Below are 13,824 nucleotides of genomic sequence, written 5' to 3' on the forward strand. Positions count from 1 at the left end.
GCCCCCTCTCAGATGGATTACTTGGCAAAACCTGCGGCGAGCGAGAGATTGTTCGCTTGCAGGTTGTTGCTGCCCGACGACACGTTCACCCCGATATTGCCCACGGCACCGTTGAAGGCGCCGCCATCGATGGTTGCCCGGTTGAAGGTTTCGCGGCTGGTATAGGTATTGACCACGGGGATGAAGCCGGTGGCATAGCCACTGAGCTTGATATCACCCTCTTCCTCGAACTTGAACTTGGAGTCCTTGTTGCCATTGTTATCCTGGTTGTCATAGTCGATGTGGCCCCAGAGGCTGCCGCCATTGGGATGGTCCCCATCTTTCCAGATTTCCGGATAGACGTTGTTGGACTGCTTGCTCGTCCCTTCGTACTCACCCTCTGCTTTGAGTTTGAGGAAGATGGGGTTGTAGTCCACGGTCTTGGTGGCGCTCAGGCTCTTGTTCTCGGTCATGTTCTTGGACACGCTCTGGCTGTTTGCCACTGTGGCCACCGCCATGTTGCCGGTGGACACGGAGGCCGCCATGTTGTTGGCCTGTACGTTACCCGATCCAGAGGTCACATTGGCACCTATGTTGCCTGCGGCATCCTTGAACGCCCCGTCGCCTATCCCGGCCTTGTTCTGATGGCCGTGGTTGGCAGTCAAGTTATTGCTGGCGCTTTGGGTGGAGAAGATCTCGGCATCCGAAGAACCACCAGGCATGCCATGCTGCTGGCCACGTCCCATGATAAATTCGGCATCGACTTCATCATAGGCGGCCAAGGCTCCACTGTTGCCTTGTACGTTGGAATCACCGGCCGCTACGTTGGCGCCGACGTTACCGGATGCCCCCTTGAACGAGCCGTCAATCTTGCTCGTGTTCTCCGTTCTTGTATTGGTCGTGCCAATCATGGAACTGGATTGCTGGTTGTCCACGACCGCCATGCCGAGTTTGTTGACATTGATGTAGCCGCCGACATTGACTCTGCCTTCGTATTCTACATCGACCTCTGCCTTGACCTTCTTGGTCAAGGTTGCCCCTGTCTCATCCTTGTCACCACGGTAATCGGCGGATGCGGTGCCCGACATGGCCATGACAACCGCGGCGGCTAATGAGCTATAAATAAGTCCACGCATAATGAGTCTCTCCATTGAACTTTCTGTGGAAGATTTGCCCATCGGCTAATCCAACACCCCCGGGCTTGGCTTCCTATCCCTGCGGCATCATGGGGATGCCGTTACTGCGCCAGCCAGAGGCAGGGAAACCATATTGACTGCCTGGTTTCCCTGTCCCGTGACCTGGTTCACCTGAATGACGCCTTTGCTGCCCGTCAGGGCGTTGTCATCCAGATAGATACTGGTAGTTGTGTTGGTGGGCACCTTGCCTGAAGGTGTCTTTGCAACACTGGTGCTGAGATTGATGTCGGTCACCACGCCAAGGCCGCTGTCATCGAGCGAGAGTGCGAAGGCATTCAACTGTTGGTTGGCTTCACCTGCGCCCTGATTGATCCCGACCAGCCCCTGGCTCTGGCTCAGCGCCGAGCCCAGAATGGCAACGCTCTGGTTGCCATTGAGATTGGTAGTGGCTTGATTCTGCTGGCTAAACTGAATGATGGCCGGCCCTGATAGTGCGATGGCGGCGAGGTTGCCCTGCTGATTGTTATTACCGGCAACCATATTGACACCCGTGGCGCCACGAATATTGCTGAGTGCTTGGGAGCCGAGATCAACACGATTCTCTGCTTGTGCCTGATGCGCGAAGGCGGAAAGGGAAATAATTGCCAGTGCAATATGTGTTTTCATGCTCTGTCTCCATATGCCAGGAGGGCTTATTAGAGAGAGCAATGAACATGCCAAATCATAAGTGCATGATATATATCTGGTTTGTGTTTGAGTTTTTTGTTTTTAAGTCTCAATTTTGATAATGAACTTTTATATCATTCGTCAACATATTGTTTATCAATGACTTTATTGTTTCTCACCATTAGTTTTGCTGTCTCATTATTGTGGTGTCATCAGTCTAAATGCGGGATGGTTTATAGTTATCATCGTCTGGTTACCTTGAGTTGGTGTCATTTGATGTTCGTCATGCGCTTTTCGGATGAAAGAGTGAGCCTCAAAGAGCCATGGTCGGACTCTCTCGTGCAGAGGCTATTAACAAGGAGTTTTCCATATGACAGAAACGGCATTGTTACTCATCAATTCATGTGCCGTGCTGGAAAGCCTGCTGGTAAAAGGCGAGTGGCAAGTGGAGCAGGCGAGCTCCTTGGCGGTGGCAGAACAGAAATTACAGGAAAAGGCTTATCCCCTGGTGCTGGTGGTCATCAAGCCGGAGCAGCATGAAGCCTTGTATTCCCTGATTGGCCAACATTCCAGCAGCCTGTGGATTGGCTTGATCGAGCGTGATTGCCTGGCCAGCGAGGCCCTGCGCAACCTGCTTGCTGCCTGTTTCCATGATTTTCATACCTTCCCGCTCGATCAGCAAAGACTCTCCCACAGCCTGGGTCATGCGCTGGGTATGGCGCAGCTGATCCGGCGCCATCGCCCCAAGATGCCGGCTCAGCTGCGTTTCATTCAGGGAGAGAGTACCTCCATTCGTCAGTTGCGAGACCAGATCATGCGGCTGCAACATTGTCGCCTGCCCGTGCTGGTGACAGGGCCCAGCGGAACCGGCAAGGAGCTGGTGGCTCGTGAGCTGCACTACAGCACCTTTGGCGAAAACAGTCCCTTTGTGGCCGTCAACTGTGGCGCCATGCCCCATCAGCTGATCCAGTCCGAGCTGTTCGGACACGTCAAGGGTGCCTTCACCGGTGCCCAGAGCCGCAAGATAGGCAAGATTGAGGCGGCCGATGGTGGCACCCTGTTTCTCGACGAGATCGGGGAGTTGCCATTGGAAGACCAGGCTACCCTGCTGCGCTTTTTGCAGGAGCAATGCATAGAGGCTGTGGGCAGTCATCTGTCACGGAATGTGGATGTGAGGGTCATCGCCGCCACCAATATCGACGTGGAGCAGGCGGTGGCCAGCGGCGGATTTCGCATGGACCTCTACTATCGGCTCAACGTGGTGCGGCTGCGCACCCCTGCCTTGTGCGAACGGGCCGATGACATCCAGCTGCTTGCCGATGACATCCTGGCAGAAGTGCGGGGAGGGCGGATGCTGAGCTTTACCCACAAGGCGCGTCAGGCCATGCAGTCCTATGGCTGGCCCGGCAATGTCAGGGAGTTGCGCAACCGGGTACAACGGGCTGCCGTCATGTGCTCGGGCCCCTTCATCGACGCCGATGACATGGAGCTGACCAAGATGGACTCCCTGTTGCTCGATGGCTCGCTCAAGGCCGTGCGCGAGGCGGCAGAGCGCCAGGCGCTGCAACGGACGCTGGCCCGCTTCCCGGACCAACTAGAGGAGGTGGCGCGCACCCTCGACATCTCGCGCGCCACCCTCTACCGGCTGCTGGACAAGCACGATCTGCTGTAGTCCCCGTCATTGCGTGCATGGCGGCTCTTGTCCCCTGCCGTTCAGTGCCAAGCCCCGGGTAACAGGCCCGGGTTTTTATTTGCGCAAATATGCGCATACCGGTCGGGCGGTGGATGTGCTTGAGGGGGCCGCCAGGGGGGCGTTGCCAGTTGGCACAGAGGGCGCGCCGCCCCGTTGATGTGCGCTAAGGTTCACTCGCCCCTGGCAACCCCCTCCCGCCTCGGGTCTGCGGCGCCAAACCAGCCGCCGGCATTGCGTTGCACTCCCTGCAAGCCCGAGGTCTGCTCGCTGAGCACTATCTCGTGTCCCCTGGCCTTGAGCCCCTGGATAACGGACTCGGGCGTGCGTCCCTGCTCCAGCTCGGTGGGGCCGTTGCGGCTGCCGAAGTTGGGCAGGTCGATGGCCTGCTGCAGGTTCAGCCCCCAGTCCTGGGTGCCGAGCAGCGTCTTGCCCACGTAGTTGATGATGGCCGAGCCACCCGGGGAGCCCAGGCTCATCTCCAACTGCTTGCTCTGTTTGTCGAACACCAGCAGGGGTGACATGGAGGAGCGCGGGCGCTTGCCCGGCTCCACCCGGTTTGCTACCGGCAGGCCGGCGGCATCCACCGAGGTGAAGGAGAAGTCGGTGAGCTGGTTGTTGAGCAGGTAGCCATTGACCATCAGCCGGGAGCCGAAGCCGTCCTCGATGGAGCTGGTCATGGAGACCGCCATGCCGTCTCCATCCACGATGGAGACGTGGCTGGTGGAGGGCAGTTCGGGGGTGGCATCCTGGCCACGGGCCAGTGCCTGCGGCGGGGTGCCCGGTTGGGCGACGCCCATGGACTTGGCGCCGATGAGTCGACCCCGCTCGGCGAGATAGCCCTTGTCCAGCATGCCGCGCACCGGCACGGTGACGAAGTCGCCGTCGGCCACGTACTGGTTGCGATCGGCGAAGGCGAGCCGCGCCGCCTCGCTGTAAAGGTGGATTGCCTCGCTCGAGGCGGCCAGCCGGCCGTCCGGCCCGGGCACGGGTTTGAGCGCTGCCATGTCCCGGCTCTCCAGCATGCCGAAGATCTGGCCGAGGGCCAGGGTGCCCGAGGAGGGGGTCGGGAAGCCGCACACCTCGCTCTGGCGATAGTCAAAGCAGAGGCCGTCCCGCAGCCTGGCGCTGTAGCTGGCCAGATCCGCGGCGCTCAGCACCCCGGGGTTGGTGGGATGGGCGTGCACCTTGGCCACCATGGCCTCGGCGATGGGCCCTCGATAGAAGGCATCGGCACCGTCCCGTGCCAGCGTCCTGAGTACCCCGGCCAGTGCCGGGTTGGTGAGGCGGGTGCCCGCCGCCCTGGGGCTGCCGTCCGCCTGGTAGAAGTAGGCGCGGGCATCCGGGTCCTTGGCCAGATAGGGATCCTTGGCGAGCAGGGTGGCCAGGCGTGGGCTTATCACAAAGCCCTGCTCTGCCAGGGTGATGGCGGGCTCGAACAGGCTGGCCCAGGGCAGCTTGCCATAGCGCTCGTGAGCCAGCGCCAGGGCGCGCACCGTGCCGGGGGCGCCGACCGAGCGGCCGCCCACCACGCCGTCGTAGAACGCCATGGGTTTGCCATCCTTCATGAACAGCTGATCCGTGGCCGCTGCCGGTGCCGTCTCCCGGCCATCCACGGCCGCCACCTGCTTGCCATCCCACACCAGCATGAGGGAGCCACCGCCGATCCCGGAAGATTGCGGCTCCACCAGGGTCAATACCAGCTGGACGGCGATGGCCGCATCGACGGCGCTGCCACCCGCCTTGACGATCTGGTAGCCCGCATCCACCGCCAGCGGGTTGGCCGCGGCCACCATGAAGTCGCGCCCCTGCCAGCCCGCCTTGTCGGTCCAGCCGCTGGCCGCCTCGGGGGCTGTCAGGGTCTGGGGAGGAGGGACATAATGAAAGGCACTCTGGGGGGCGCAGCCGGTGAGCAGGCCGAAGGCGACCAGCAGGGCGAGGGGGTTGAGGGACATGACAGGCTCCTTGTCGGTTTCTTGTACAACCATCGAAATGTGGCACAGTTGGAGCCCGATTGAAAGATTGTCTTTATACTCATATGGTTACAAAAATATCAAGGAGGAGCCAGGATGCACAGAGAGGGACTGGTGAGGCGTTGCGTGACGGGGCTGTTCTGCCTGCTGCTGGCCGCCTGCGGGGAGCCGGGGTTCAGACCCCTGGCGGCGGGGGAGACCATATTGGCGTTTGGAGACAGCCTGACCGAGGGGCGCGGTGCCAACCCGGCCCAGAGCTACCCCAGCGTACTGGCGAGCCTGAGCGGCCACCCCGTCATCAATGGCGGGGTGTCTGGGGAGTTGAGCCGGGCCGGGCGGGCCCGCCTGCCCGGGTTGCTGGCCGAGCACAGGCCCGCTCTGGTCATACTGCTGGAGGGAGGCAATGACATGCTGCGCGGCAGTGGTGAGGTGGCGCTCAAGGCCAATCTCGCCGCCATGATTGAGGCGGTGCAGGGCAGCGGTGCCCAGGTGCTGCTGGTGGCCGTGCCCCGCAAGTCCCTGTTTGCCGATGGTGCGCCCCTCTACGGGGAGCTGGCAGAGCAGTATCGGCTGGTGCTGGACAACGACAGCCTTGGCGAGCTGCTGCGCACCCCCGGGCTCAAGTCCGACGCCGTGCATTTGAACGCGCAGGGATATGGCGCCCTGGCCGAGCGACTGCACCGGCTGTTGCAGGAGCGCGGCGCGTTCTGAGGCGGGTGCTTCTGCCGCGTCGGCGGGCCGCCCGGGATCAAAAAAAACCGCCGAGGCGGTTTTTTTACAGGCAGGGACAACTCAGAGGGACTGCTCTTCGCCACCCAGGGCGGCAAACAGCGCCGGGATGAACTGGGCCAGCTCGGCGGTCACCAGGGCGAAGTCTGCATCCAGGCGGGCGGCGGGATCCTCGCTGGTCACGTCGTCGTTCTGCTCGCGCAGCTCTTCGCTGAACTTGAGGCGCTTGATGGAGAGATCGTCCCCCAGCACGAAGCTCAGGGTCTCGCCCCAGTTCAGGGCCAGCTTGGTCACCAGCTTGTCGTTGGCCAGGTGATTCTTGATCTCGTCGCTCATCAGATCCTGCTGCTTGCAGCGGATGATGCCGCCGTGCTCCATGGCACTGCGCAGCTCGGCCTCGTCTTCCAGGGTGAAGCTGGCGGGCAGATTGCCCTCGCTGAGCCACTCGGTCATGGTGATCTCGGGCGGGTTCTTGAGGGCCACCGGCACCACGGGCAGGGTGCCTATGCTCTTGCGCAGCAGCGCCAGCAGATCGTCCGCCTTCTTGGCGGAGCCGGCGTCCACCACCATCAGGTTGTCGGCGGGACTTATCCAGGCGAAGGTCTGGCTGGTGCGACTGAAGGCGCGGGGCAGCAGGGTATGCATGATCTCCTCCTTCAGCGCCTCCTTCTCCTTCTTCTTGAGGGCGCGGCCCTGCTCGAATTCGATCGCTTCCACCTTCTCCGCCAGCATCTCCTTGACCACTGTGCCCGGCAGCATTTTCTCTTCCTTGCGGGCGCAGAGCAGGATATGGCCAGAGGTGCTGTGAGTCAGGGTTGAGCCAAATTTACCGAGGGGCTTGACCCACCCGAACCGGGAGATGTCCTGACTGCCGCACGGGGTGAAGGCACAGGCCTCGAGCTGGGTTTCCAGCTGATCCACGGTCAGGTCAAAGGGGCGGGTAAAGCGATAAATCTGCAGGTTTTTAAACCACATGGCGTCCTCGGTCTCATAGATTGTCCGGCGGGCATTGTACTAGAGAGGCGCTTTGTGATCAGCCAATCATTCTCGCTAAATAAAGGGCGATCGACTTCACATGGCCTCATCTTGACCGCCCGTCTTGTCATCGAACTCTCCTAGACTGCGAGTGTTCAAATTGTTAACAAGGATGCGAATATGTTGAGAGCGAGCCGGCCGGAAGACATGGAAGAGATCGTCGAGATCTGGCTGCTGGCATCCTTGCAGGCCCATGATTTCGTTGACGCTTCCTGCTGGTGGCAGGCTCAGGAGGAGCTGCGTACCCGCTACCTCGATCACGCCCGCATCTGGGTGTTTGAAGAGCGTGGAGAGCTGCTCGGTTTCATGGCCCTGGTGGATGATTACCTGGCGGCTCTCTTCGTGCGACCCGACCGCCAGGGGCGCGGGGTCGGCCATGCCCTGCTGCAGGAGGCCAAGCAGCAAGGGGGGGCGCTCCATACCCGGGTCTTCGTGGAAAACGAGCCGGCGGTGCGCTTCTATCGCCGCCACGGGTTCAGGATAGGGGGTGAGGTCTCGGATCCCCTGACCGGCCATCCCCAGTATGAGATGCATTGCCAGCCCGTCTGAATCTGACGTCAGCGGCCTGTTTTGCTTGAAAAAAGAGGGGCGTATCCTCATCTTGTCCTCATCGGGTACCACTGGCACCTCCCCTCTTATCTTTCGAGCCGTTTTTCATGAAGATCCTGCACACAGCCGACTGGCACCTTGGCCATCAACTCCATGGCCATGAGCGCCGCTTCGAACACGATGCCTTTCTCGACTGGCTGACCGACACCATCAAGACGCGGCAGATCGACGCCCTGCTGGTAGCTGGGGATCTGTTCGATACCGCCAATCCTCCCGCCAGCGCCTGGCAACAGCTCTATCGCTTCCTGGCCAGGCTGCGCGCCGAGATGCCCCGCCTCAACATGGTGCTGATCGGTGGCAACCACGACTCTCCCTCCAAGCTGGACGCTCCCCACGAGCTGCTGCGGGCCTTCGACCTGCATCTGGTGGGCAGCATCAGCCGGGACGGGGAGGGCAAGCTCGAAACCGATCGCCTGCTGGTGCCGCTGCAAGACAGGGAGGGCAAGGTTGCCGCCTGGTGCGCCGCCGTGCCTTTTCTTCGCAGCAGCGACCTGCGGGTGGAGCCGCTCGAAGAGGGGCAGGATCGGCTGATCGAAGGGGTTCGCCAGATCTACCAGGAAGTGCTGGCGCAAGGCCGCGCGCGCTGCGAGCCCGGTCAGGCCCTGATCGCCATGGGCCACGCCTACCTGGCCGCGGGTCAGCTCTCCGAGCTCTCAGAGCGGCGGGTGCTCGGCGGCAATCAGCACGCCCTGCCCGCCGACATCTTCGCGGCTGCCGACTACACGGCACTTGGCCACCTCCATCTGGCCCAGAGCCCGGCCGAGGGGGTGCACTACAGCGGCTCGCCGCTGCCGCTCTCCCTCGCCGAGGCCAACTACAACCACCAGGTGCTGGAGGTCAGGTTTGAGGGGGGCAAGCTGGCGGGGCTGGAGCGGATCCCTGTGCCCCGTGCGGTGGAGATGATCCGCCTGCCCCAGAGCACACTCGAGGAGGCGCTGAAAGCCATAGAGGCGCTCTCCCTGCCTGACTGTCCCCAGGAGGCGCAGCCCTTCCTCGAGGTGCGGCTGCTGCTGCCCAAACCCGAGGCGCGCATCCGTGAGCGCATTCTGGCTGCCATGGCGGGCAAGCCGGTGCGCCTCGCCCGCATCAGCACCCAGTATCAGGGCTCGGGGGAAGGGCTGGCCGATGGACGCGAACGACGCAGGCTGGATGAACTCGCTCCCACGGAGGTGTTTCGCCTCTGCTATCAGCGGCAGTTTGACGGGGAGCCGGCGGCCGAGTTGGTCGCCTCGTTTGAAGAGATCCTGGAGCAGGTGAAGGAGTCCAACTCATGAAAATCTTGTTGCTCCCCAGTGAGGGCCAGGCCCGAGCAAGCCGCCCCGAGCATAAAGAGATGCGGATGAAGGAGTGCCATTCATGAAAATCTTGTCTCTGGCAGGGGAAAACCTGGCCAGCCTGACCGGGGCTTTCACCATCGACTTTGCCAAGGGGGCGCTGGGCGCCGCCGGGCTGTTTGCCATCACCGGCAATACAGGAGCGGGCAAGAGCACCTTGCTCGACGCCATCTGCCTGGCGCTGTACGACGAGATGCCGCGCTTTATCGCCAATCGCAAGCACGTGGCCGAAGTGGGCAGGGCGGATGACGAGGAGAAGCTCAAGGCCAACGACGTGCGCGGCATCTTGAGCCGTGGCCACGCCAGTGGCTGTGCCGAGGTGAAGTTCCGCGGCTGCGACGGCCGCATCTGGCTGGCGCGCTGGGCGGTGCGCCGTGCCCGCAATCGCTCGGAGGGGCGCTTCCAGGCTCAGGAGCGCAGCCTGACCGACGTCGAGTCGGGGCAGGTCTTCTGTGGTAGCAAGCGGGAGCTGCAGGATCGCATCGACGAGCTGGTGGGCCTCTCCTGGGAGCAGTTCCGCCGCGCCGTCATCTTGCCCCAAGGGGAGTTCGCCGCCTTCCTCAAGTCGAGCGCCGATGAGCGCTCCGCCCTGCTCGAGCGGATGACGGGCACCGAGCTCTACTCTGCCATCTCCATCCAGACCCATGAGCGGGCGCGGGCCGAGCAGCAGGCGCTGGCGACCATACAGCAGCGGCTCGGCGACGTGGCCCTGATGGATGACGAGACACGCGAGCACTGGGTCGCCCGGCAGCTGGGTCTCTCCACCAGCCTCAAGCACGAGCAGCAGCAGCGTCAGCTGTTGCAGGATTTGCGGGATCTCAACGGACGGATTGCCGCCCAGTTGCAGGCCTGCCGGGAGGGGCAGGAGGCGCTGGCCGCCGCCGAGGCGGCCCACGGCGAGGCGGCGCCCGGGCGGGAAGAGTTTGCCCGCGCCGAGCAGGTCCAGGTGGCACGCGCCGATCACGACGAACTGGCCCGCCTCACCCTGGAGGTGCAGCAACAGGAGCAGCAGATAGGCCAGCTTGCGTCCCAGCTGGAGCAGGTTGAACCCGTGTTGCAGCAGGCCGCGCTGCGCGAGCAGCAACTGCTGGCCGACAAGATTACCGCCGAGCGGGAGTGGGGCGCCCTGCAACCCGAGCTCAAGCGGGCGCAGGAGCTCGATACCCGGCTCAAGGAGAAGAGCCAGCAGTTGCAGGAGACCCGGCAGCAGGGGACCCAGGCACGCGCCCTGCAACTGGCGCTGCAGCAGGAGTGGCAGCAGCAGGCGAGCCGGGTCGAGGCCCTGACGGTGCGTCGTCAGCAGTGGGGTCTCTGGCTCGATGAGCGCAAGGCCCTGGCCCCGCTGGCACGCCAGTGGCAGCCCTTGCTGGCGGCCATTCAGGACTGGGCGGCGGACAGAGAGTTGCTGCAGCGGGTGCTGCAGAGTCGCGAGCACAAGGGCCATGCCCTGCGGGATCTCGCCAGCCGGCTGGCGCTGGGGCAGCAGGAGCGCGACTACTGGCAGCAGGAGCGTACCCGATTGCAACAGCAGCACGATGAGCTGCAGGCGCAGGAGTGGGACGCCGAGGTCGCCAGGGCGCAGGAGCTGCGTCAGGCCCAGACCGAGCAACTGGCCCGGGTTCGCCAACTGCTGGAGCTGGCCCAGGCGGGCCGCAACCACAGCGAGCAGCAGGAGCGGTTGCTACAGGAGATGGCGCTGCTGGAGCAGCATCTTGCCCGGCTGAGAGCCCAGCATGAGGAGCTGGCTCCGGCGCTGGCGCGGCTCGCCACCCAGCGCGGCGAGGCGCGCCATGCCCTGGAGCAGGCCCGCGCCGTGGCCAGCTTCGAGCAGTATCGCCACGTGTTGAGCGATGGCACGCCCTGCCCGCTCTGCGGCGCCGAGGAGCATCCCTACACCCGGAGCCAGCCCCAGGTGGCCGGCATACTGGCGCAACTGTCCGAGCGTGTCAGTCAGCTGGATCTGGAGTGGGAGCAGCTCAACCATCAGCATATTCAGGGGGAGAGCGAGCGGGTCGAGCTGGCTCGCCAGCTGGTCGCCCGTCAGCAGCATCAACCCGAGCTGGAGGCGCGCTCCGAGCAGATGGTCCAGCGCTGGCTGCAACTGGGAGGGGATGCCCTGCTGGGGCAGGGGCTGCCCTTGCGGCAAAGCCCGGCGCAGTGGACCGAGCTGCTGGCTCGCCTGCTGGCACAGGGAGAGGCTCTGGAGTCGGATCTCGTGGCAGGGCAGCGACGACTGCAGCAGGCCCAGCAGGGGCAGCAGAGGCTGCTGGGGCTGCGCAGCCAGCTGACCGAGCTGACCGCCCGCCATCAGCAGTTTGAGCAGCAGTGGCAGGACGCCGAGCGGCAGAAGATTGAGTGGGAGGCCGAGCTGAAGGCGCTGGCCGAGCAGGAGGTGTCACTGCGCCAACGCCTTGCACTGGGGGAGGCCCGTCTCGATGAACAGATGGGGGCCGAGCCCTGGCGCCAGTGGCTTGGCAGCCGGCAATGGCAGGAGTGGCAGCAGACCTGCGAGGAGTATCTGCGCGGACAGAGCGAATGGGAGCAGCTAGGGGGCGAGCTGGCCACTCTGACCCCTGCCCTGAGCGCCCAGGAGGCGCGGGTGCAGAGCCAGAACGAGCTGCTGCACAAGCTGGAGCGCGACTACAAGGAGCATGAGCAGCAGCGTCAGGGGCTGCTCGCCAGCCGGGAGGCCTGCCTCGGAGGCCGTGCCATCGCCCTGGTCGAGCAGGAGTGGCAGCAGCGGCTGCAACTGGCGGCCAGTCAGCTCGAGGAGGCGGTGACCGCGCTGCGGGTCGCCCGGGAGAAGCAGACCGAGCTCAAGGCCAGGTTGACCCATCTCGAGCAGGACAGGCAGGTGAGCAGCCGTCGTCGCCGCGAGGTGCTGGGGCGCTGGGCGGCCCATGCCGGCACCCTCGGCATCGCTGAATATGATCTGCGTCGACTGCTGGCCATCATGCCGGAGGAGCTCAGGGCTCGCCGCACCGCCTTGCAGCGTCTGGACGATGCCCTGGCCGAGGCCCGCACCCGGCTGACCGAGCGTCAGCGGGCGCTGGCTCAGGAGGAGGCCAAGCTGGCGCGCTATCGGGAGCATCATGGGGAGCTGGCCGCCCTCACGGGCGAGGCCCTTGCCGAGCGTCTGGGGGCCTGCGAGGCCCGCTGCGGCGAGCTGGAAGAGCAGTTGTTCCAGTGCAAGAGCACCCTGGCTCAGGCCGAGGCGGCGGCACTGAAGGCGGGGAACCTGCAGGAGGCGCTGGCCGCCCAGCAGGCGGTGGCGGATCACTGGCTGCAACTGTCCGATCTAATCGGCTCCGCCAGCGGCGCCAAGCTGCGCACCTTCGCCCAGAGCCTCACACTCGAACGTCTATTGCTGGAGGCCAACGCCCAGCTTGGCGAACTGTCGCCGCGCTATCGGCTGGAGCGGGTGCCCGGCACGGATCTGGCGCTGCAAGTGGTGGATCTGGACATGGGGGACGAGGTGCGGTCTGTGGACTCTCTCTCCGGCGGCGAGAGTTTCCTGGTGTCGTTGGCGCTGGCGCTGGCCCTCTCCAGCCTGTCGTCGCGCCAGACCCAGGTCGAATCACTCTTCATTGATGAGGGATTCGGCACCCTGGATCCGGACAGCCTGGATCTGGCGCTCTCCAGCCTGGACTCCCTGCAGGCGGCGGGCCGCCAGATTGGCGTCATCTCCCATGTGCAGACCCTGGTGGAGCGGATTGGCGTGCAGATCCGGGTCGAGGCCCTCGGCGGCGGCGAGAGCCGGGTGGTATTGCCCTGAGGGTGATGAGTAACCATGACAAAAGGCCCCTGTCATCGGTAATGCCGATCAGTTAAGGATCCATTGACCGATCCTCCTGATGTGTAAAAATCCGAAACCTGTTGATTGGTTTCGGATTTTTTATGCGTATCGACCAGGCTCTCGACTTCCTCCACGCCAGCAATACCGCTCAGTTTGAGTCACTCTCCAACCTCATTTCCCCCGAGCTCATCACGACTCTGCTCGCCGAAGAGGATGTCGTGACCCTGCGCCGTCGCCGCATGCCCATGGAGCGCCTGGTCTGGGCCATCATCGGCATGGCCATCTTCCGCCATGTCCCCATGACCCAGCTGGTCAATCAGCTCGATATCCTGTTGCCCGGTGACCGCCCCTTTGTCGCCCCCAGCGCCTTCCTGCAAGCCCGCCAAAAACTGGGGGACAACAGCATCGAGCGGGTGTTTCACGAGACCGCCTCGCGCTGGCACCAGCAGGCCAATCACCCCGGCTGGGCCGGGCTGCAACTGCTCGCCGTCGATGGCGTAATGTGGCGAACCCCCGATACTCCGGACAATGCCGCTGCGTTTGCCAAACCCGGCACCCAGCATGGGGAGACTGCCTATCCGCAGGTACGTATGCTCTGCCAGATGGAACTCACCAGCCACCTGCTTGTTCAAGCGGTCATGGAAAGCTGCGCCGTCAACGAGATGGTGCTGGCCGAGCAGCTTATCGCGCGCACGCCAGACCACTCGTTGACCCTGTTCGACAAGGGGTTCTACTCGCTTGGCCTGCTCCATGCATGGCAAACCATCGGCAACGAGCGGCACTGGCTGCTGCCACTCAAAAAGGGCACGCAATACGAGGTGGTGCGCAAGCTGGGGCGTCAGGATGTGCTGGTGCGTCTGACGACCAGTCCACAGGC

Annotated in this window: 10 protein-coding genes; 6 read left to right on the top strand and 4 right to left on the bottom strand. The window is 63.5% G+C overall.

The features are described 5' to 3' along the window. Positions 1–17 precede the first annotated feature (17 nt). Entirely contained in the window at positions 18–1,115 is a 1,098-nt protein-coding gene (locus tag ACB030_RS17880) for a hypothetical protein (RefSeq protein WP_371161670.1), read from the bottom strand. Between the two features lie 87 nt (positions 1,116–1,202). Further along, positions 1,203–1,781 (bottom strand): hypothetical protein, encoded by a 579-nt coding sequence (locus ACB030_RS17885; protein WP_371161672.1) that lies wholly within the window; start codon positions 1,779–1,781, stop codon positions 1,203–1,205. A gap of 370 nt (positions 1,782–2,151) precedes the next feature. Between ACB030_RS17885 and ACB030_RS17890 the strand changes: the two genes are divergently transcribed. After that, positions 2,152–3,453, top strand: coding sequence for a sigma-54-dependent transcriptional regulator (locus ACB030_RS17890; RefSeq protein ID WP_371161674.1), 1,302 nt, complete (start codon positions 2,152–2,154; stop codon positions 3,451–3,453). A 191-nt stretch (positions 3,454–3,644) separates the two neighbouring features. Here ACB030_RS17890 and ggt read toward each other — a convergent pair whose 3' ends face one another. Continuing rightward, positions 3,645–5,426, bottom strand: a complete 1,782-nt coding sequence (gene ggt / locus ACB030_RS17895; protein ID WP_371161676.1) for a gamma-glutamyltransferase — start codon at positions 5,424–5,426, stop codon at positions 3,645–3,647. A gap of 114 nt (positions 5,427–5,540) precedes the next feature. On the opposite strand from ggt, the gene ACB030_RS17900 reads away from it, so the two are divergent. Further along, complete coding sequence (locus tag ACB030_RS17900; protein WP_371161678.1) at positions 5,541–6,155, top strand: GDSL-type esterase/lipase family protein; 615 nt, start codon at positions 5,541–5,543, stop codon at positions 6,153–6,155. An 81-nt stretch (positions 6,156–6,236) separates the two neighbouring features. Here the strand turns inward: ACB030_RS17900 and rdgC are convergent, their stop codons facing one another. Beyond that, positions 6,237–7,148, bottom strand: a complete 912-nt coding sequence (gene rdgC / locus ACB030_RS17905; RefSeq protein WP_371161680.1) for a recombination-associated protein RdgC — start codon at positions 7,146–7,148, stop codon at positions 6,237–6,239. 180 nt (positions 7,149–7,328) lie between these two features. On the opposite strand from rdgC, the gene ACB030_RS17910 reads away from it, so the two are divergent. The 4 genes from ACB030_RS17910 to ACB030_RS17925 form a co-directional block, all read left to right on the top strand. Continuing rightward, positions 7,329–7,757 carry a GNAT family N-acetyltransferase gene (locus ACB030_RS17910; protein ID WP_371161682.1) on the top strand — a complete coding sequence of 143 codons (429 nt, stop codon included), beginning with the start codon at positions 7,329–7,331 and terminating at the stop codon, positions 7,755–7,757. Between the two features lie 107 nt (positions 7,758–7,864). Continuing rightward, the gene (locus ACB030_RS17915) at positions 7,865–9,091 is read left to right on the top strand and encodes an exonuclease SbcCD subunit D C-terminal domain-containing protein (RefSeq protein ID WP_371161684.1); all 1,227 of its coding nucleotides are present in this window, start codon (positions 7,865–7,867) and stop codon (positions 9,089–9,091) included. Positions 9,092–9,173: 82 nt separating this feature from the next. After that, a complete protein-coding gene (locus ACB030_RS17920; RefSeq protein ID WP_371161686.1) occupies positions 9,174–12,926 on the top strand; it encodes an AAA family ATPase in 3,753 nt (1,250 codons plus the stop codon). A gap of 122 nt (positions 12,927–13,048) precedes the next feature. Beyond that, on the top strand, positions 13,049–13,824 hold a 776-nt coding region (locus tag ACB030_RS17925), incomplete at its 3' end, for an IS4 family transposase (RefSeq protein WP_371161688.1).

Origin of the sequence: Aeromonas sp. S16(2024), assembly GCF_041403065.1 — a bacterium.
Classification (GTDB): Bacteria; Pseudomonadota; Gammaproteobacteria; order Enterobacterales; family Aeromonadaceae; genus Aeromonas.

Coding starts and splice junctions, on each gene's coding strand:
- ACB030_RS17900 (WP_371161678.1), top strand. CDS start 5,541: ATGCACAGAGAGGGACTGGTGAGGCGTTGCGTGACGGGGCTGTTCTGC.
- ggt (WP_371161676.1), bottom strand. CDS start 5,426: ATGTCCCTCAACCCCCTCGCCCTGCTGGTCGCCTTCGGCCTGCTCACC.
- ACB030_RS17910 (WP_371161682.1), top strand. CDS start 7,329: ATGTTGAGAGCGAGCCGGCCGGAAGACATGGAAGAGATCGTCGAGATC.
- ACB030_RS17880 (WP_371161670.1), bottom strand. CDS start 1,115: ATGCGTGGACTTATTTATAGCTCATTAGCCGCCGCGGTTGTCATGGCC.
- ACB030_RS17885 (WP_371161672.1), bottom strand. CDS start 1,781: ATGAAAACACATATTGCACTGGCAATTATTTCCCTTTCCGCCTTCGCG.
- ACB030_RS17920 (WP_371161686.1), top strand. CDS start 9,174: ATGAAAATCTTGTCTCTGGCAGGGGAAAACCTGGCCAGCCTGACCGGG.
- rdgC (WP_371161680.1), bottom strand. CDS start 7,148: ATGTGGTTTAAAAACCTGCAGATTTATCGCTTTACCCGCCCCTTTGAC.
- ACB030_RS17915 (WP_371161684.1), top strand. CDS start 7,865: ATGAAGATCCTGCACACAGCCGACTGGCACCTTGGCCATCAACTCCAT.
- ACB030_RS17890 (WP_371161674.1), top strand. CDS start 2,152: ATGACAGAAACGGCATTGTTACTCATCAATTCATGTGCCGTGCTGGAA.